Genomic DNA, 18063 nt, shown 5'->3' with positions numbered 1-18063 from the left:
TACTATAGTGTACAAAATAGAGGTTCAACCATGAGTATTCGTTATGCTGGCAGAGAGGACTGCGCGGCAATCGCCGCGATTTATAACCATGCTGTGGTGAACACGGCGGCGATCTGGAATGACCAAACCGTCGATGTGGAAAATCGTATCGCCTGGTTTGAAGCGCGTGCTCTGCTCGGCTACCCGGTGCTGGTCAGCGAAGAGAACGGTGTGATTACCGGTTATGCATCCTTTGGCGACTGGCGCGCTTTCGACGGGTTTCGCCACACCGTTGAACACTCGGTCTATGTTCATCCGGATCATCAGGGCAAAGGCCTGGGACTGGCATTAATGGAACGGTTAATCGAAGACGCCAAACGCTTGGGTAAACATGTGATGGTGGCGGGCATTGAGGCACAAAACCACGGTTCCATTCATCTGCACAGCAAACTGGGTTTTGTCACGACCGGGCAAATGCCACAGGTTGGCACCAAGTTTGGTCGCTGGCTGGATCTGACGTTTATGCAGTTACAACTGGATAACCGCACCGACCCGGACGCGCTCCCATGAATCAGTCGCTAACGCTCACCTTTCTGATTGCCGCCGGTATTGGCCTGGTGGTGCAAAATACCTTGATGGTGCGCATCACGCAGTCAGCATCGACGATCCTTATCGCGATGTTGCTGAACTCGCTGGTGGGCATTGTACTGTTTGTCAGTATCCTGCTGGTTAAATATGGCCTTTCTGGCTTTCAGGAACTCTATGCCAGCGTGAAATGGTGGACGTTAATTCCAGGTCTGCTGGGATCATTTTTTGTTTTCGCCAGCATCAGCGGCTATCAGTATGTCGGCGCGGCCACCACCATTGCGGTGTTAGTGGCAAGCCAGCTGATTGGCGGGTTGGTACTGGATGTTGTCAGAAGTCACGGGATCCCGATGCGGGCGCTTATCGGCCCGGTGTGCGGTGCCGTACTGCTGGTGATTGGCGCCTGGCTGGTGGCCAGACGCCAGTTCTGATCACAGGATCGAGCCACCTTTGGTCAGCTGTTCCCGTCGCGCATCCAAATCTTCTTTATGCTGGCGACCATGATGAGCAATGGCTTGTCGCAGGCGCTGTTGCTGAGCATAACGTTCTTCACGACTCAGCGCGGCGTCATCGCTCAATTCAATCAACAGTTCGTTCATGCCGGCAATAACACTCTGTTCAATGGCCGCATCGACGCGGGCAACAACTTCGTCCAGGTGTGACATACCCTCTCCTTTAATTCAGTTTTGCTTTCGAAAAATCACTGCCCATCAGGCTCACGCTGTAACCGGTCACGTTACTGCGAGTGGCATAGAACGTTTTACCATTCGCCAGCGCGATCCATGGCGCTTGCTGGTAGAAAATCTCCTGTGCCTGGCTGTACAGTTTGGCGCGCGACGCCGGATCGGCCACCACCTTCGCTTTCTGTACGAGAGCATCATACCCTTTATCGCACCAGCGGGCGGCGTTGGAACCGGTTTTTATGCTGTTGCAACCAAGCAATACATCAGCAAAATTATCCGGATCGCCATTGTCCGACATCCAGCCAAACAGCGCCGTGTCGTGTTCGCCTTTACGCATCCCCGAAAGGTATTCGCCCCACTCGTAAGAGACAATTTTCGCTTTCACGCCCACTTTCGCCCAGTCCGCCTGAATCATCTCTGCAATACGGCGCGAGTTCGGGTTGTACGGGCGCTGCACCGGCATTGACCACAGCGTGGCCTCAAAGCCTTTATCCAGACCGGCCTGTTTGAGCAGCGCTTTGGCTTTTTCAGGATCGTAGGGGTAGTCCTTCAGGTCTTTATTAAAACCGAGCATATTGGGCGGCAAAGGCGATTTCGCCACGCTACCGGACCCCAGGAAGACGGCGTTAACAATCGCGTGTTTATCGGTCGCATAATTCAGCGCCTGGCGCACCAGCACATTATCGAACGGTTTTTTCTCCGTATTGAACGCCAGATACCCGACGTTCAGCGCATCGACCGTGTGCAGGGTCAGGTCTTTATTATTTTTGATTTGATCAAACTGCACCGGCGAAGGTGCGGGAATAATCTGGCACTCGTTGGTTTGCAGCTTCGCCAGTCGCGTCTGTACATCTGGTGTGATGGCAAAGATCAGGTGTTTTGTCGGTACCGGGCCATCCCAATAATTCGGGTTGGCAATATAACGAATCTGCGCGTCGGCTTTATATTGTTGCAGTGCATACGGGCCAGTGCCAATAGGCCAGGTGTCGACGTATTCCGGCGTGCCTTTTTTCAGCATCGCATCGGCATACTCCGCAGAAAGAATGGAGGCAAAATCCATTCCCCAATCTGCCAGAAACGCGGCATTTGGCTCATTGAGCACAAACTGTACGTGGTAGTCGTCGATTTTTTTCACTTCTTTGATCAGCTTATCAAGGCCGACATCGGTGAAGTATTCGTAATTACCTTGCGAAACATTATGATAAGGATGTTGCGCATCTTTTTGACGCAGGACGGAGAAAATCACGTCATCGGCATTAAAATCACGCGTGGGTTTGAAGTATTTGTTGCTGTTGAATTTCACGCCCTGACGCAACGTAAACGTCCAGGTTTTGCCATCGTCGGAGACTTTCCACCCGGTAGCCAGCGACGGAATCGGCGTATTTTTTACCGGATCGAAGTTAACCAGACGGTTGTAAAGCACCTGCGAGCTGGCGACAAACGTCGGGCCGGAGCTGGCAATCTGTGGGTTAAAGGACTCTGGCGACGCTTCAGAGCAGTAGATGAGGGTATCATTTGCCGCTGCCCATGCAGCGCTTGCTGGTAACAGTGTGCTCAATGCGAGAGCGAGCAGCGTTTTCCCTGTGGACATATCAGGAACCTTCTTTTTTATATGGAGCCGTAATCACAGCATAGCTCCGGCAAACTGGCAAATAACGATTCACGCTCAGGTTATTCTAAAGCAGTTGATTTCGCTGAAATATCCACCATGATTAACATTAAAATTTATGTTAAGTGTTTTTCGTGCCGTCAAGTCGATTCGACGGTATCAATGCGTCGAGAATTCAATGGTTTTGAGCTTTCTTCTGCCGTTTACTTGCTATCGCATTGCGTAGAGTAGACGCGTGAAGAAGTCTATGGGATGAAAACGTGGCAAAAACTCTCTTGCGCAGCGGTGATCTGGATGATTTCCAGGCCGTTGGCGGCGGCGGTCAGGCCGTATTTGATTCGGCATTGCAAATTCGTGAAGCACTCCGTCTGCGTAAGCAGCAGGCGCTGGTAGACTGCCTGGCGATTCCCCAGGTCAATGATGAAGGCGATCGTGTTGACTGGTATTCGCCCGTTGAGGGGCGTTCGGTCTCGTGGAAGGCCGCCGATGAAGAGGCGCGTTTTAAGGCATTGCGCTACCTCGAAAGCACGCTGGATAGCGCCGCGGCATTGAGCCGCAAATGCATGCAATCGCCAAAAACGGCGCAGCAGTTATTTGGTTCCCTGCTGGAAAAGGCGTTGCAGTTTCCCGGCGAAAACCATGTTTTCCTGGTCGATGGTAAACCCGTCATCACCTTCTGGGGGTTCGTCAACCTGAACGAAAGCGCCCGTGAGGATGTCCTCGAATGTTTGCGCCAACAGGAAGAGGAAGAACCGGTCATTATTCTGCCACCGGAACCTGAAGAGGAAGAGACTGCGGTTGCCGTAACATTCAGCCAGGCTGATGAACCGCTGTTGACGCCTGCGCCGGAAATCAAACCTCAGCCCGCACCCGTGCCGCCTGTGCAAAATGTTGCGCCGGAGCCCGTTCCAGCTCCAGCACCTGCTTCTGCGCCGACGCCGATGCCGATGCCGATGCCGGTGGCGAAGAAACGCCGTCGTTATGGTCTGTGGGCATTGCCGGTTGCGGCGGCCGTCGCCATTGCCGTGGCAGCACCGTTCGTCCTCAATCAACAAACGACGCAAACCCCTACACCCGCGCCCGCCATGCCGCAGCCAGCTCCGGTGGCGATTGCACCAAAACCGATACAGGCAGCACCGATGCTGGCAGCAAGTCTGCCGCTGCATCAGGCTGAAGTACGTGCTGAAGTGCGTGCAGAAGAGAAAGTGCCTGAGCCCCGTGAAGTGAAAGAGCCGGTGGTGATCAACGCCATTCCCAAAGATGCGCTGGTGATGGACGCCCTGCAGGTGAAAATTGGCTCTACGCGCTTCCTTAACGGCAACTGGCGCGTGGCGCTGGACGTTAAAGATCCGGAAACCGGCAAAGCCCCTGCTGTGCGCTTCCAGATCCAGAACAATAAAGGCACGGCACGCATTGTTCACGGTAAGAATATTACCTGCCGCGCGGATCTCTACTCCGGTCTGCATGGCACCGGTGAACTGATGATTAAGAGCCGTGGCAACGCACGTTGCAGTGACGGATCCCGCTACCCGATGCCGGAAATTTCCTGTAAAGCAAGCACCAATGACGTCGCGGAATGTAACGCGCGTTTTGACGCCAAAACCACTGTTCCGGTGACGTTCAGAAAAACAGGTGACTGAGTTTATGCTGGTTAATCTTTGCGACTACAAACAGAGCGTGACGCTGATTGCCAACAGCGGCGTGCAATTTCTTGATTTCGGCCTGACGCCGCAAGATCCGCCAAACAGCGGTCGGTTCGTCCGTAAAACCGCCAACGGCCCGCTGCTGCGTCTGGATTTCGACCTGCTGAACGGGCGCTTTACCCTGCCCGGTCGCGACGGCGGCCAACCAGAAGTGGTGAAACCGGAAAGCACCCACGCGTTACAGTATTCGCTGGCGCTGCTTGACGGCGTCTGGCTACCGATTCCCTTTTTACGCTTCAACCCGCCGCGTACCTTTGTTGAAGGCCCGGATAACTGGGCGCGCGTGCAGATCCGCAAACTGAGCGAGCCGGACAGCGCAGGTAATACGCACCGCGTGGCGCTGGCGCTCGACAGCCAGATTAACGATCTCTCGCCGGGCAGCCTTGCGCCGCTGGAGAACGATATCCTTAATGGCACCCGCTTCTCTCTGGCCTGGCGCGATGACGAAGTGGCGGATTTTCTCGATCAAACCTGGGTCGACGGCTGGTTGCGCGAAGCTTTTCAGCAGGCTACGCAAAACGAAAACCGTAGCGAGCGGGATATTAACCAGGCGCTGCGCAGTTTTGAGTACCAGGCGCACTGGTTGAACCTGATGACGCTGCTGGGTACGCAGTTGCAGGTGCCAGAAGTGAAGATCGTCACCCATACCCTGAGCACCCCGGCGATCCCGGTGGATTTGATTCTGGATGTCGGTAACACCCATACCTGCGGCGTGATTATTGAAGATCATGGTGATGCTAACGATGGTCTGCGTCAGACTGCCGAACTGCAGGTGCGTTCCCTGAGTGAACCGCAGTTCCTCAATGAGCCACTGTTTACCAGCCGTCTTGAGTTCTCAGAAGCCCGCTTCGGCAAGCAACATTTTTCCGTAGAGAGCGGGCGTGAAGATGCTTTTATCTGGCCCTCTATCGTGCGTGTCGGTGATGAAGCCCGCAAACTGGCGATGCAACGTCTGGGCACCGAAGGCAACAGCGGGATCTCCAGCCCTCGCCGCTATTTGTGGGACGAAACCCCGGTCTTGCAGGACTGGCGCTTTAGCCAGATGAACAGCAAAACCCAGCGTGAACCGCTGGCGACTGCATTCCCGCTGATGAACCTGATGAATGACGAAGGCCAGCCGCTGTACAGCCTGCCGCTGGATGAGCGTCTGCCGGTCTTTTCACCGCAGTACAGCCGCAGCACGCTGATGACCCATATGCTGTGCGAATTGCTGGCGCAAGCGCTCGGGCAGATCAACAGCGTTGCCACACGCTTGCGTCTTGGTTTCCCGGCTTCGCCGCGCCAGTTGCGTACCATCATTCTGACCCTGCCCTCCGCAATGCCAAAACAGGAGCGGGAAATTTTCCGCCGCCGTATGTTTGAAGCTATCGCGCTGGTATGGAAAGCCATGGGCTGGCATCCGCAGGATGAAGATTTCGCCAACCGTAAACAGCAGGAAAAAAGCGTTGTTCCGGTGCCGCATATTCAAATGGAGTGGGACGAAGCGAGCTGTGGGCAACTGGTGTGGTTGTATAACGAAGCCATTTCCCGTTTTGCCGGGCAAACCGAAACATTCTTCGCCGCGACCGCTCGCCCGGATCGCACCGACGCACCGGAGGCTGCGCCGGGTCGTTCGCTGCGTGTTGCCTCCGTGGACATTGGTGGCGGCACCACGGATATGGCGATCACCCATTATCAGTTGGATGACGGAACCGGCAGCAATGTGAAAATTACACCGAAACTGTTGTTCCGCGAAGGTTTCAAAGTGGCCGGGGACGACATTCTGCTGGACGTTATTCAGCGCTGCGTTCTGCCTGCATTGCAAACCCACATGCAAAAAGCCGGGATCACCGATGCCGCTGCGATTATGGCGGCCCTGTTTGGCGATTCCGGCCGTATTGATACTCAGGCGGTATTGCGCCAGCAAACCACGCTGCAACTCTTTATGCCTATCGGCCATGCCATTCTTGCCGCCTGGGAAGAGAGCGACATCAACGATCCGCTGGCCGGGTTGCACGCCACGTTTGGCGAGTTGCTTACCCAACAGCCAACGCGCAATGTGATGAACTACCTGAAGCAGGCCATTGATCATGCGCTGCCTGCGGGTTCTGCTGAATTTGATGTACTGGATGTTCCGTTACAGGTGAATTTCCAAGAGTTACAAAACGCCATGCTGGCCGGGCAGTTCACCCTTACCGCCCCGCTCCACGCAGTGTGCGAAGCCATCAGCCATTATTGCTGCGACGTGCTGCTCATTACCGGCCGCCCTGGCTGTCTGCCTGGCGTACAAGCGCTGATCCGCCACTTACAACCAGTGCCGGTCAACCGAATGGTGTGGCTGGATAAATATCGCGTGCATGAGTGGTATCCCTTCAGCCAGCAAGGCAAAATTGGCAACCCGAAATCCACCGCGGCCGTCGGCGCGATGCTCTGTAGCCTGGCGCTGGATTTGCGTCTGCCGCGCTTTAACTTTAAAGCAGCGGACATTGGCGCCTACTCTACCGTGCGCTACCTCGGGGTGCTGGATAACGTGGTCAACACCCTGCGCGACGAGAATATCTGGTATCACGACATTGATTTAGATAAGCCGGGCGCGAAGCTGGACGCGCGTTTACACTTCCCGCTGCGCGGAAATGTAACGTTGGGGTTCCGCCAACTGGCAAATGCCCGCTGGCCAGCCACCCCGCTCTATACGTTGAGTATCAACTCTCAGGAACTGGCGAAAGCCATTGCCGGAGACGGTGTGCTGAACGTGCGTCTGAAATTCAGCGGTGGTAACAAACAACATGGGCCGGAATCTTTCGCCCTCAGCGAAGCCTGGTTACAGGATGGCACACCGGTCGCCCCTGATGCGTTAACGTTTAAACTGAATACGCTGGCCGATCGCCGCCATAGCGGAAGCCATTACTGGATCGACAGCGGGAGTGTGTACCTGAAATGAGTGCGAGCGCAAAGACTACCCAAGCGTTGACGGCATGGATCAACGAAAACCGCCTGCTATCGCCGTTGCTGGACGACGATGCCGATGCGCTGCTGGCGCGCCTGACCACCGCCGCTGCTGAAGAGTCTGCCTTAAAAGAGGCGGAGGATGCTCCCTGCACCATCGGGTTGTATGGTCATTCGCAAGCGGCGAAAGCCCATTTGCTCAATGCGCTGTGTGGCACTGGCAACGGGCGGCTGAATGTGCGCCCTGGCGACAAAACGCTGGACTACTTTACCCATATTAATCCGGGGCACGGGCTGACCAGCATGGCGTTGCGTTTTAGTCCGCGCACAAGCGGGATGGATGAGAGTTTTCCGCTGCGTCTGCGCATTCTCAGCGAAGCTGAACTGGTGCAGGTTTTTATCGCCCATGCACGCCAGCAACCGGAACTGCGCGCCGTGGACAAATCCGTTATTGAAGATCGGGTAGCAAAATGGCGCACCCTGCGTCAGCCCAATGCGGTTCCCGGTATTTCGGCGCTGGAAATTGGCGCCATTGCCCGCTTCTGGCGTTCGGTGGTGCCATCATCACTGCAACATATGGACGATGCGTTATGGCATCAGTTCGCTTCTCTTCTGCCGTCGCTGGATCTCACCGCGCGCGCCAGCGCCTGGTCGCTGCTATGGGGTGAACAGCAAGAGCTGACGCAACAGTGGTTGTCGCTGGCCCATACGCTGCATCAAACCGGCAACGCCAGCGAACTGGCAGCCCCGCTTAGCGTACTGGTGGATAATTTTGCCCTGCCGACGGACGGTTTTCTCACCCCGGCGGAACACCGTTCTGAAGAGATTCAGGACGACGTGGTGGTGCATCCCTGGTCTAACGACCAGTTGCAAAATGCGGTGAGCGTGCCGCTGGCGACCCTTGCCCTGATTACCCGTGAACTGGTGCTGCCGGTTGAAAACAGCGTGCTGCCCTCGGTGGATATTCTGGATATCCCGGCCCCGGGTCTTCAGGAGGGGCAACCGCTGTGGCGCAGTAAATGCCGCTGGCTGCTGGACAATTATCGCCAGCGTCTGCAACCGGATGTGCTGATGATCTGTAATGCCACCGCAGAACGCGCAGCGACAGGCGTCACAGCCCGTGCCCTGCTGAACTGGGTTAAAGAGACGCAATCCGGTCAGGAAACGGCCTTACCGGGTCTGGTCTGGGCCATTACGCCACAGGACGCGCGTTTTACCCAGGCGCAAAACCTCGACGAAGCCGTTCAGCAATTAATTGGCAAACCGGGTCAGCACTGGGGCACATTGCAGGCGTTGGATGCTAGCAGCCTGCAACGCCTGTTGGAATGGCTGGCGCAGGCCACCGCACCGGGTCTGCGCCAGAACCGTTTGAAAGCGCTGACCGAGCGTCATCAACAAACGCTGCGGGATCTGCTGCAAAGCTGGGCCGCTGCGCCGGTCAGAGAAGTTACGGTACAGCGTGCGCGTGCGGAATCGGTTGTCCGTGAACTGCAAGGCCAGGCGTCCCGCCACGGTGAGTTGCTGGAAGGCTTACTGCCGGATATGCAGCAGTTCGATACGCTGTGGAAAGTACAGCAGCCCCGTGAAGAGAAAGTCAGCGGCCTGTTTAATGAGTCTATCGATCTGTTTGCCGAGTCCGCTGAAAACACGGAGCAGCAACCGATGGCGAAAGACATTGGGCAGCAGGCGCATGCGCTGTGGGTAAATCATGTTCGCCAGTGGAGCCGTAACGACGACAATGCTGCACGCCTTGGCATTTCTCCCGCTGCACTGCGCCATATGGCGGAGACGGTGATTATCAGTAGCTATCGCCTTAACCTGCCGGAGCAACTGCAAAAAGTGATGCAGCGCGATACTGCCTGCGCCGCGCAGTTGTACGCTGCGATAGGGAACTTTGTCGCCTGGCTGGGTTATGCCGATGTGCCGGAAGACAAGCGCCCGGCCAGCCGCGTACAAAAAGGCAGCACCATTTTTGCCAGCGCCGCGGTAAGCATGAATGATGCTCGCTTAACCAAACTCAGTGAGCAGCCGGTTCATGCGGCGACCCGCTACGTTTACGACTGGCTGGTTGCTCTCTACCATCGCGCGACAGAAAACATTGGCTACAGCCACCCGCTGGATGTTTCTGCCGCCGCGCGTAAGAAACTCAAAACCTTACTGCCTTAAAAAAACCCCCGGCCACGCAGGTGTGCCGGGGGTTTTACTCATGTTCGGCAATAAAGGCGCTCAGCGCACGTGCCAGCGCAGCGGGCTGTTCCCATGACATGGAATGCCCCGCCTGCGGAATGATCCGCACCTCTATACCTTGATCCAACACCTGTTGAGCATCGTTATCCGGTAGCGATAACTCACCAAAAATCAGCGTCTTTGGCCGTGGAAAACGGCTAAACAACGCCATCCATGACGGGGCAATACCGTCAACCAGGCTTTTCGCGCCACGCCACATAGCCCAGGACGCGTTACTTTGCAGGCTGCCTGCCCACGGTGTTTTCTCCTGGCCTAATAACATGGCGTAACCGCAGGTGACAAATTCGGCTTCCGCTTCAGCGGCAATCACCCGGCTGAACACCCCGCCTCCGGCATAAAAATTGGGCTCGGAAACCGCCAGCGCGCGAATCCGTTGTGGGACCAGCGCAGCCACTTCAATTGCAATACTGCCACCCATGCTGTGGCCATACAGCCAGCAAGCGTCAAGTTGCAGATGGTCAAGGAGTTCAACGATGACTTTCGCCTGTTCACTGGTACGGTAGGAAAAACTCGCCGGACGTTCGCTGTAACCGCTGCCGGGCAGATCGATAAGGATCGCGCGCCGGCCGCCGAAGGCTGGATCGGTTACCACGCGAGGGTATTCATACGATGATGCGCAGCCCAGTCCATGGATAAAAACCACCGGATCGCCGTGACCGGGCAGATCCTGCCAGCGAACCCACCCTTGTGCCTGCTGCGAATAAAAACTGTTCATGTGTCTCTCCTTTACCGTAATACTGTAATTATATACAGCAATCCAGTAAAGTGGCGAGAAACGTTAAAACAGAGAAAAAAGTAAGGCGACAGGAAAACTGATGGGCCAGGTTGCACCCACTAAAAAGGCACTGAGAATACGAATTTTGCGGGTATCACTCGCAAGGAAATACGTTATTACACCGGACACGACCGCCATAACACCGTAAAAGATGAGTAGCTTTGTATATAATTCCAACGTCTGTCTCCTGTCCTTAGGTAAAACATCCGCGGCATATGTTGCACTTTTTTTAAGATTTTTGTGTTTTCAGCGTCACGCTTCACTCAGAAGAGGGAAAACAATAACGCCACCGGGAAACTCATCGGCCAGGTGGAACCCACCAAAAAAGCACTCAACAGACGAATGCGTTTCCGATCGTGGGAAAGAAACCAGGTAATAAATGCGCAAATCAGCGCCATAACACCGTAGAAAACCAACATTTTTTGATAGAGCGACATAGCAAACATTAACCAGGAAGTAACAAAACGTGCGCAATATGCTCTTTTTGTTGACATATATCAAGTTTAATTACTTATACCTGAAATTCATGGGCGCGTATTTTGATCTAACCCACTGATGGGCATAAAAAAGCCGGGTGTTCTGTTCACCCGGCTTGCCCGTAACGAACGGATCACCGCTGTCGTTCGCGCCACGTTTTAATCATCTCTTTCGTCACTTCGTCTGCATAGCAAATGGGTGAGTATCCCCCCGCTCTGCTCCATGCGCTGCGTTTACCGCAGGCGCTACCATTACGCGCCTGGTTATAAGGACACGCACAAGGGCCAGGGTAGTTGGCGATCGATTCGGCGATAATCTCTTTTTTAACCTGTGCGTCGGAAAGCGCCTGTGTTTTTGCCAGTCCTTCTGATGTCATCAGCATACTCACAGCCGCGATCACCCCGCACAACACTGCATTCCTGTTCATTATATGCATCCAGAGAAGGTATGAGTTTATACAGTAGTATTCACATAGTGAATAAGCATTGATTAAACGCAAATTATTCTGCGGGTTTTTACGGCGACGTAATCTATAAAAACAGAGAACATTGTCTGTGGAGAAAAATTTAATTTAAGGTAAAATTAAAATATAAACGATGATGTTGAATAGCACCCTGAAGTTTGGCGACGATCGCGTAACTCTGTTATTGTCTGGCAGCAAGTCATACTTCAGGAGAAAAAGGTAAGGTTATGCAGAAATACGACGATCTGTGGCAAGCCATAGAAGTTCGGGTACGTGAAAACAATGACATAACGTACAACGATGTGACCACTGACAGTCCACGGGCGCATGCAGCCCGCCAGCGCACTGCGCAGATATTTATTCTTGAATCGCTACTCGCGCGCCATCGGGAAAAATATGCCAGCAGTTTCGTGCCGCTCTCCGGCGAAGAAGCATTGTATCATTTGATTCACAAACGCACCGGCTGGAAACCCTTTGAAATAAAGCAACTCTCGTTTCTCGACGTCATGTTTGTACTGGCTGAACTCTTCCGCGATGAAAACTTACCTGCGGAAGTTCGCGCCGTGCTGCGTTCCCAGGGAATCAAAGACGAGCCACTGCCCACCTACGACTTTTCGGAGAAAGACTGGGCCCCTCGCGAAAATGAAGTCTTTTTGAAAAGATAAGCATGCGAATTATTATAAAAAGAAGGGCTCATCAGAGCCCTTCTTTTTTTATTGAATTTTAATTGAGCGGCGATGACATCACTTCGCCATGCAACATATTCTCGATGCGTGCGAAATAAAACTCTTCGCCTTCGCAATAATAGGTTTCGATAGGCATGGCGCCGCGTGTTGCATCGCCATTGAGCCCTTCCAGTGCCCACGGAATAGAAGTTTCACCGTCTGCAACCGTCAGAAACTCAGACGTCCCGCCCGGACCGAGCACGACCACTGTTTTACTCATAGGTATATTTCCCCTGCCTGATTTTTTTAAAAGCCAGACATTATCGAAGGCAGTAATGACTGCGATTTGTCGCGTTAATGACATTAATGTGACAGGGCAACGAAGATGTCTGAGTGCGGTATTATTTAAAAACTTATATTTTGCCATTCCGCTGGTGGCTGATGATGATTAAACCAGTTTCTTGCGCATAATAACAGCACGAAAACAGACTATGAGATATACCTCAAAAATATAAGGATTTGGCTGCCTTCCCTGGCAGCCGATAATTCTGTTAATGCTTGATCATAACGTGACGCACCACGGTGTAATCTTCCAGACCATACAGCGACATATCTTTGCCATAACCAGAGAGTTTTTGCCCACCGTGGGGCATTTCACTCACCAGCATAAAATGCGTATTGACCCAGGTGCAGCCATATTGCAGCCGCGCGCTGAGACGGTGCGCCCGCCCGACATCTTTCGTCCACACCGAAGACGCCAGGCCATACTGTGAGTCATTCGCCCAGCCCAGCACCTGCTCTTCGTTGTCGAACTCAGTCATGCTGACCACGGGCCCAAACACTTCGCGCTGCACAATCGCATCTTCCTGCTTCGCCCCCGCCAGCAGCGTCGGTTGGTAATAGTAGCCCGCGCCCTCGCCTTTATTGCCGCCGGTAATGACGCGGATATGGCTCAGTGCACGAGCGTCATCCACGGCTTTGCTCACCCGTGCAAGGTGTGCTGCGGAGCTAAGCGGCCCCAGCTCCGTTGAGGCATCCTCTGGCGCGCCCATTTTCAGACTGGCAACTGCGGCACCCAGCTTTTCCACCAGCGCGGCATAAATGCCTTTCTGCGCGTAGATACGGCACGCCGCAGTACAATCCTGCCCCGCGTTGTAAAAACCGAATGTCCGTACGCCTTCCACCACCGCATCCAGATCGGCATCATCAAATACAATAACCGGCGCTTTGCCGCCCAGCTCCATGTGCGTGCGCTTAATGGATGACGCGGTGTGCCCGATAATGTGTTCACCGGTCGCGATAGATCCCGTCAGCGACACCATGCGCACTTTTTCGTGGCCGGTTAACGGATCGCCAACGGTTTTCCCCCGACCAAACAGGACGTTCAGTACCCCCGCCGGGAAGATATCTTTTGCCAGCTCTGCCAGTTTCAGTGCGGTTAACGGGGTAATTTCCGATGGCTTGATCACCACACAGTTACCGGCCGCCAGCGCCGGAGCCAGCTTCCACGCCGCCATCATCAACGGGTAGTTCCACGGTGCAATCGACGCGACAACGCCAATCGGATCGCGACGGATCATCGACGTGTGCCCTTCCAGATATTCCCCTGCGGCTAACCCGTTCAGGCAGCGTGCCGCGCCAGCAAAAAAGCGGAACACATCCACCACAGCGGGCAGTTCATCGTTCAGCACACAATGAAAGGGTTTACCGCAGTTGAGGGACTCGAGGCGGGCAAAGGTATCGGCATTCTCTTCAATGACCTGCGCCAGTTGCAGCAAGCACTCCGCCCGTGCTTTTGGCGTGGTTTGCCCCCAACTGGCAAAGGCGCGGTCTGCCGCCTGCACCGCCGCATCGACCTGGGCTGGTGAGGCTTCTGCGATCTCCAGCAACACCTCGCCGGTGGCCGGGTTGTAGACAGCCTGTTTCTCACCTTCGCCGTTAACCAGTTCGCCATTGATAAACAATTGATGTTGCATAGTTCTGTCCTTTCAGCGTTGTCAGTTATTTGCCGGTTTCCGCATCACGGGTTAGCCACCAGGCGCCGAGAATAGGCACGGTGGTGACCAGCATCACCAGCAGCGCAACCACATTCGTGACCGGCACATCACGCGGGCGACCAAGCTGGTTAAGCAACCACAGTGGCAAGGTGCGCTCGTGGCCCGCGGTAAAGGTCGTGACGATGATTTCGTCAAACGACAACGCAAATGCCAGCATCCCCCCCGCCAGCAGCGCTGAACCGAGATTCGGCAGCACCACATAACGAAAGGTTTGCCAGGCATTTGCGCCTAAATCCATTGAGGCTTCCACCAGACTCCAGGAGGTGCGGCGGAAACGGGCGATGACGTTGTTAAATACCACCACCACGCAAAAGGTCGCATGCCCCACCACAATGGTAAAAAAGCCCGGCTCCAGATTGACCGTTTTAAAAGCGGTTAACAGCGCCAGCCCGGTAATGATGCCCGGCAGCGCAATGGGCAACAGCAGTAACAACGAGATGGCGCTCTTACCAAAAAAATCACTGCGCCATAAGGCCATTGCAGCAAGTGTGCCAAGAATCAATGCGATAACCGTCGCCAGCGCGGCAATTTGCAGTGACAGTGAGACTGCATCTAGGATGTCACCCCGCGCCGCCGCCACGCCGAACCAGCGCAGCGTAAAGCCCTGCGGCGGGAAACTGAATGCCGCATCCTCAGTATTGAAAGCATAGATGGCGATAATCAAAAGCGGGAAATGGAGAAAGATAACGCCACCCCAGGTGGCGACTTTGAGCAAAAACGGTGCGCGGTCAGAGTGCATCAAAAGCTCCCAGGCGTTTGACAAACGCCAGATAAATAGCAATGAGCACGATTGGAACCAGCGTAAAGGCGGCGGCCATCGGCATATTGCCTATCGCTCCCTGTTGGGAATAGACCATGTTGCCAATAAAGTAGCCCGGCGGTCCCACCAATTGCGGAACGATAAAATCCCCCAAGGTCAGCGAGAAGGTAAATATCGATCCCGCCGCCACACCAGGGATCGCCAGCGGCAACACCACATAACGAAAGGTCTGGCGCGGATGCGCCCCCAGGTCCGCCGACGCCTGCAGCAGCGACGGCGGTAGCCGCTCCAGCGCGGCCTGAATCGGCAGGATCATAAACGGCAACCAGATATAGACGAACACCAAAAACCGCCCGAGGCCGGAGGTGGACAGCGTGTTGCCACCCACTGCAGGCAGCGCAAGAAGCGACGCCAGGACAGGCTCCAGCCCAAGGTGATTTAAAAACCACTGAGCAACGCCATCTTTCGCCAGCAATAGCGTCCAGGCGTAGGCTTTCACGATATAGCTCGCCCACATCGGCAACATCACCGCAATATAGAAAAAGGCTTTCCACTTTCCGCGACTGTAGCGCGCCATATACCACGCCATCGGGAAGGCGAGGATCGCGCTTGCCACAGTAACCGAAACCGCCATCACCAGTGTGCGTACAATGATGTCGTAATTGGCCGGATTAAACAGTGCCAACAGATTCGCCAGAGTCAGATCCGGCGTGACCGACATTGTAAAATCGTCGAAAGTGTAAAAACCTTGCCACAGCAGGGTCAGTAGCGACCCCAGGTAAACAATGCCAAACCACATCAGGGGGCCAAGGAGTAACAGCAACAACCCGAGTAGCGGTTTACGCCAGAATAGCCCGCTAAGGCTGGCGCGGCGCGATGACCTGCCGGTGATGCTCATCTCCATCTCACCCCGCTCCTTGGAGTAGCACCATCGCGTCCCGCGACCACGCGGCCCGCACTGCTTTCCCCGGTGCCAGCGTCTCTGGTAATAACGCATCGGAGAGATTGGCCTGGCTGACCAGCAGCCTGACGCCATCGGGCAGCGCCAGTTCAAAGCGGGTTGACGCCCCCTGGTATTGCACTGCCTGTACGATTGCGTCAACTTCGATATCACCCGGCGCGTTCAGACGAATATGCTCCGGGCGTAGCGAGTACATGCCCTGCATACCGCACAGTTTCCCCGCCAGTGCCGCATCAAACACATTCGAGGTGCCGACAAAGCTGGCGACAAACGCCGTACGCGGACGCAGATAGAGTTCGCGCGGCGTGTCGACCTGTTCAATTTTGCCATTATTGAACACCGCCACCCGGTCAGACATCGACAGCGCTTCTCCCTGATCATGGGTCACGAAAATAAAGGTGATGCCCAGATCCTGCTGGAGTTTTTTCAGCTCCAGTTGCATCTGTTCGCGCAACTTGAGATCCAGTGCGCCCAGCGGTTCATCCAGCAGTAAGACCCGGGGTTCATTCACCAGGGCGCGGGCAATAGCCACACGCTGGCGCTGCCCGCCGGAGAGTTGCGAAGGTTTGCGACCGTGCGCGAAGCCAAGCGCCACCTTCTCCAGCGCCTCACGGGCGCGGGCGTGACGCTGTTTTTTCTCCATCCCTTTGACCATTAATCCGTAGGCAACATTGTCGAGGATCGACATATGCGGAAACAGCGCGTAATCCTGGAAAACGGTGTTCACATCCCGCTCCCACGGCGGCAGTTCGCTGGCTTCACGCCCAAAAATACGGATCGCCCCGCCGCTCAGTTGTTCAAAACCGGCAATCAGTCGCAGACAGGTGGTTTTGCCGGAGCCGGATGGCCCCAGCATCGAGAAAAATTCCCCATCGCGGACGGCAATGCTCACGCCGTCCACCGCCCGAATGTCGCCATACAGGCGGGAGACATCCTGAAACTCTACTGCATCAGTCATGCGTCGCTCCCGGCAGATTAGCGGCCGCCCATAATGGCGATGTAATCCTGCGTCCAGCGGCTATAAGGCACATATTTACCGCCTTCAGCCACCGGTGTTTTCCAGAAAGCGATTTTGTCGAAGAAACTGTAGCCGTTTGTTTCACAGCCGTTTTCGCCCAGCAAGGCACTGGCTTTACACCCTTGTGGCACCACCGGCAGTGAACCAAACCAGGCCGCCACATCCCCCTGGACTTTTGGCGTCAGCGACCAGTTCATCCATTTGTAGGCGCAGTTTGGGTGTTTCGCCTGTGCGTGCAGCATGGTGGTGTCGGCCCAGCCGGTTACCCCTTCTTTCGGGAACACGGTGGCGATGGGCTGATTCTCACCTTTCAGGGCATTGGCCTGATAAGGCCAGGCGCTGGAGGCCACAACGCCTTCATTTTTGAAGTCGCTCATTTGCACGGTGGTGTCATGCCAGTAACGGTGGATCAGGAGATGCTGATCGCGCAGCACTTTCAACACCGCCTGGTATTGCGCTTCTGTAAGCTGGTAGGGATCGCTGATGCCGAGCTGCGGTTGTGTGGCTTTCAGGAACAGCGCCGCATCGGCAATGTAGATGGGGCCATCGTAAGCCTGTACGCGGCCTTTGTTGCTTTTACCGTCGGGGAGATTTTGCTGCACAAAAACCACAGACCAGCTATCTGGCGGTGTCGGGAAGGTTTTGGTGTTGTACATCAGCAGGTTCGGGCCCCACTGATAGGGCGTGCCGTAAACCTTACCGTCCACATTGAACCACTGACCTTTCACCAGCTTCGGATCGAGGGTATTCCAGTTCGGGATAAGCGCCGTGTTAATCGGCTGCACACGCTTACCCATGATCAATCGCAGCGAGGCATCGCCGGAGGCGGTGACCAGGTCATAACCGCCTTTCGCCATCAGGCTGACCATCTCATCGGAGGTGGCGGCGGTTTTCACGTTCACCGCGCAGCCTGTGTCGCTTTCAAACTGGCTGACCCAGTCATATTGCTTATCCGTCTGGCCGCGCTCGATATAACCCGGCCAGGCAATAATATCCAGCCGCCCTTCTCCGGGTCCCACTTCCGTTGGCACGGCTGCGTGTGCAGTCATCACAGTGATACCCAGCGCACACAGGCTGCTGCGGGCAAATTTCTTGCTCATCGGTTTTACTCCTGTCGCAATGAAAAATGAGCGGCAGCCTTGCCGTAAATATATCT

The 18063-nt window shown here is 55.0% G+C and carries 18 protein-coding genes; 6 read left to right on the top strand and 12 right to left on the bottom strand.

All coding sequences use genetic code 11. The annotated features are described in order from the left end of the window. The first annotated feature begins 30 nt into the window (after positions 1 to 30). A complete protein-coding gene (locus GA0061071_RS10925) occupies positions 31 to 549 on the top strand; it encodes a GNAT family N-acetyltransferase (RefSeq protein ID WP_061495975.1) in 519 nt (172 codons plus the stop codon). Next, the gene (locus GA0061071_RS10920; protein WP_061495977.1) at positions 546 to 995 is read left to right on the top strand and encodes a DMT family transporter; all 450 of its coding nucleotides are present in this window, start codon (positions 546 to 548) and stop codon (positions 993 to 995) included. Before GA0061071_RS10925 ends, GA0061071_RS10920 begins: the two co-directional genes overlap by 4 nt. On the opposite strand, the gene GA0061071_RS10915 is transcribed toward GA0061071_RS10920, so the two are convergent. Both GA0061071_RS10915 and GA0061071_RS10910 read right to left on the bottom strand, forming a co-directional pair. Continuing rightward, positions 996 to 1229: a YdcY family protein gene (locus tag GA0061071_RS10915; RefSeq protein WP_061495979.1), complete on the bottom strand. Its 234-nt coding sequence runs from the start codon at positions 1227 to 1229 to the stop codon at positions 996 to 998. A 10-nt stretch (positions 1230 to 1239) separates the two neighbouring features. After that, entirely contained in the window at positions 1240 to 2838 is a 1599-nt protein-coding gene (locus tag GA0061071_RS10910) for an ABC transporter substrate-binding protein (RefSeq protein ID WP_088237580.1), read from the bottom strand. Positions 2839 to 3116: 278 nt separating this feature from the next. Between GA0061071_RS10910 and GA0061071_RS10905 the strand changes: the two genes are divergently transcribed. The 3 genes from GA0061071_RS10905 to GA0061071_RS10895 are packed head-to-tail and all read left to right on the top strand — an operon-like array spanning position 3117 to position 9650. Next, positions 3117 to 4496, top strand: coding sequence for an SrfA family protein (locus tag GA0061071_RS10905; RefSeq protein WP_088237581.1), 1380 nt, complete (start codon positions 3117 to 3119; stop codon positions 4494 to 4496). 4 nt (positions 4497 to 4500) lie between these two features. After that, a complete protein-coding gene (locus tag GA0061071_RS10900; protein ID WP_088237582.1) occupies positions 4501 to 7479 on the top strand; it encodes a virulence factor SrfB in 2979 nt (992 codons plus the stop codon). Then, on the top strand, positions 7476 to 9650 hold the full coding sequence (locus tag GA0061071_RS10895; protein ID WP_088237583.1) for a virulence factor SrfC family protein: 2175 nt from the start codon (positions 7476 to 7478) through the stop codon (positions 9648 to 9650). Before GA0061071_RS10900 ends, GA0061071_RS10895 begins: the two co-directional genes overlap by 4 nt. Positions 9651 to 9684: 34 nt before the next feature. On the opposite strand, the gene GA0061071_RS10890 is transcribed toward GA0061071_RS10895, so the two are convergent. From GA0061071_RS10890 to GA0061071_RS10875, 4 genes are all read right to left on the bottom strand, one after another. Continuing rightward, positions 9685 to 10446, bottom strand: a complete 762-nt coding sequence (locus GA0061071_RS10890; protein WP_088237584.1) for an alpha/beta fold hydrolase — start codon at positions 10444 to 10446, stop codon at positions 9685 to 9687. A gap of 63 nt (positions 10447 to 10509) precedes the next feature. After that, on the bottom strand, positions 10510 to 10683 hold the full coding sequence (locus tag GA0061071_RS10885) for a GhoT/OrtT family toxin (protein WP_071890021.1): 174 nt from the start codon (positions 10681 to 10683) through the stop codon (positions 10510 to 10512). Positions 10684 to 10769: 86 nt separating this feature from the next. Further along, the gene (locus GA0061071_RS10880) at positions 10770 to 10943 is read right to left on the bottom strand and encodes a GhoT/OrtT family toxin (protein ID WP_071890708.1); all 174 of its coding nucleotides are present in this window, start codon (positions 10941 to 10943) and stop codon (positions 10770 to 10772) included. A gap of 173 nt (positions 10944 to 11116) precedes the next feature. Next, positions 11117 to 11410: a hypothetical protein gene (locus tag GA0061071_RS10875; protein ID WP_088237585.1), complete on the bottom strand. Its 294-nt coding sequence runs from the start codon at positions 11408 to 11410 to the stop codon at positions 11117 to 11119. Positions 11411 to 11673: 263 nt separating this feature from the next. Between GA0061071_RS10875 and GA0061071_RS10870 the strand changes: the two genes are divergently transcribed. Beyond that, positions 11674 to 12111 carry an ECs1072 family phage-associated protein gene (locus tag GA0061071_RS10870; RefSeq protein ID WP_061495995.1) on the top strand — a complete coding sequence of 146 codons (438 nt, stop codon included), beginning with the start codon at positions 11674 to 11676 and terminating at the stop codon, positions 12109 to 12111. 58 nt (positions 12112 to 12169) lie between these two features. Here the strand turns inward: GA0061071_RS10870 and GA0061071_RS10865 are convergent, their stop codons facing one another. The 6 genes from GA0061071_RS10865 to ydcS form a co-directional block, all read right to left on the bottom strand. After that, positions 12170 to 12391 (bottom strand): hypothetical protein, encoded by a 222-nt coding sequence (locus GA0061071_RS10865; RefSeq protein ID WP_061495997.1) that lies wholly within the window; start codon positions 12389 to 12391, stop codon positions 12170 to 12172. 271 nt (positions 12392 to 12662) lie between these two features. Then, complete coding sequence (patD, locus tag GA0061071_RS10860) at positions 12663 to 14087, bottom strand: aminobutyraldehyde dehydrogenase (RefSeq protein ID WP_061495998.1); 1425 nt, start codon at positions 14085 to 14087, stop codon at positions 12663 to 12665. Positions 14088 to 14112: 25 nt separating this feature from the next. Then, complete coding sequence (locus GA0061071_RS10855; RefSeq protein ID WP_088237586.1) at positions 14113 to 14907, bottom strand: ABC transporter permease; 795 nt, start codon at positions 14905 to 14907, stop codon at positions 14113 to 14115. After that, positions 14897 to 15832: an ABC transporter permease gene (locus GA0061071_RS10850; protein WP_061496000.1), complete on the bottom strand. Its 936-nt coding sequence runs from the start codon at positions 15830 to 15832 to the stop codon at positions 14897 to 14899. Before GA0061071_RS10850 ends, GA0061071_RS10855 begins: the two co-directional genes overlap by 11 nt. 1 nt (position 15833) lies before the next feature. Next, positions 15834 to 16847, bottom strand: coding sequence for an ABC transporter ATP-binding protein (locus GA0061071_RS10845; RefSeq protein WP_061496002.1), 1014 nt, complete (start codon positions 16845 to 16847; stop codon positions 15834 to 15836). Positions 16848 to 16864: 17 nt separating this feature from the next. Then, positions 16865 to 18007: a putative ABC transporter substrate-binding protein YdcS gene (gene ydcS / locus GA0061071_RS10840; protein WP_088237587.1), complete on the bottom strand. Its 1143-nt coding sequence runs from the start codon at positions 18005 to 18007 to the stop codon at positions 16865 to 16867. Positions 18008 to 18063: the final 56 nt, after the last annotated feature.

Source organism: Kosakonia oryzendophytica (assembly GCF_900094925.1).
GTDB classification, from domain to species: domain Bacteria; phylum Pseudomonadota; class Gammaproteobacteria; order Enterobacterales; family Enterobacteriaceae; genus Kosakonia; species Kosakonia oryzendophytica.
This window is presented reverse-complemented; position numbering and strand designations above follow the sequence as displayed.

What these genes read in the sequence shown, in the direction of transcription:
- ydcS (WP_088237587.1), bottom strand. Translation starts at nt 18,007, where the DNA reads ATGAGCAAGAAATTTGCCCGCAGCAGCCTGTGTGCGCTGGGTATCACT.
- GA0061071_RS10850 (WP_061496000.1), bottom strand. Translation starts at nt 15,832, where the DNA reads ATGGAGATGAGCATCACCGGCAGGTCATCGCGCCGCGCCAGCCTTAGC.
- GA0061071_RS10845 (WP_061496002.1), bottom strand. Translation starts at nt 16,847, where the DNA reads ATGACTGATGCAGTAGAGTTTCAGGATGTCTCCCGCCTGTATGGCGAC.
- GA0061071_RS10870 (WP_061495995.1), top strand. Translation starts at nt 11,674, where the DNA reads ATGCAGAAATACGACGATCTGTGGCAAGCCATAGAAGTTCGGGTACGT.
- GA0061071_RS10855 (WP_088237586.1), bottom strand. Translation starts at nt 14,907, where the DNA reads ATGCACTCTGACCGCGCACCGTTTTTGCTCAAAGTCGCCACCTGGGGT.
- GA0061071_RS10880 (WP_071890708.1), bottom strand. Translation starts at nt 10,943, where the DNA reads ATGTCGCTCTATCAAAAAATGTTGGTTTTCTACGGTGTTATGGCGCTG.
- GA0061071_RS10875 (WP_088237585.1), bottom strand. Translation starts at nt 11,410, where the DNA reads ATGAACAGGAATGCAGTGTTGTGCGGGGTGATCGCGGCTGTGAGTATG.
- GA0061071_RS10900 (WP_088237582.1), top strand. Translation starts at nt 4,501, where the DNA reads ATGCTGGTTAATCTTTGCGACTACAAACAGAGCGTGACGCTGATTGCC.
- patD (WP_061495998.1), bottom strand. Translation starts at nt 14,087, where the DNA reads ATGCAACATCAATTGTTTATCAATGGCGAACTGGTTAACGGCGAAGGT.
- GA0061071_RS10895 (WP_088237583.1), top strand. Translation starts at nt 7,476, where the DNA reads ATGAGTGCGAGCGCAAAGACTACCCAAGCGTTGACGGCATGGATCAAC.
- GA0061071_RS10890 (WP_088237584.1), bottom strand. Translation starts at nt 10,446, where the DNA reads ATGAACAGTTTTTATTCGCAGCAGGCACAAGGGTGGGTTCGCTGGCAG.
- GA0061071_RS10910 (WP_088237580.1), bottom strand. Translation starts at nt 2,838, where the DNA reads ATGTCCACAGGGAAAACGCTGCTCGCTCTCGCATTGAGCACACTGTTA.
- GA0061071_RS10920 (WP_061495977.1), top strand. Translation starts at nt 546, where the DNA reads ATGAATCAGTCGCTAACGCTCACCTTTCTGATTGCCGCCGGTATTGGC.
- GA0061071_RS10925 (WP_061495975.1), top strand. Translation starts at nt 31, where the DNA reads ATGAGTATTCGTTATGCTGGCAGAGAGGACTGCGCGGCAATCGCCGCG.
- GA0061071_RS10915 (WP_061495979.1), bottom strand. Translation starts at nt 1,229, where the DNA reads ATGTCACACCTGGACGAAGTTGTTGCCCGCGTCGATGCGGCCATTGAA.
- GA0061071_RS10865 (WP_061495997.1), bottom strand. Translation starts at nt 12,391, where the DNA reads ATGAGTAAAACAGTGGTCGTGCTCGGTCCGGGCGGGACGTCTGAGTTT.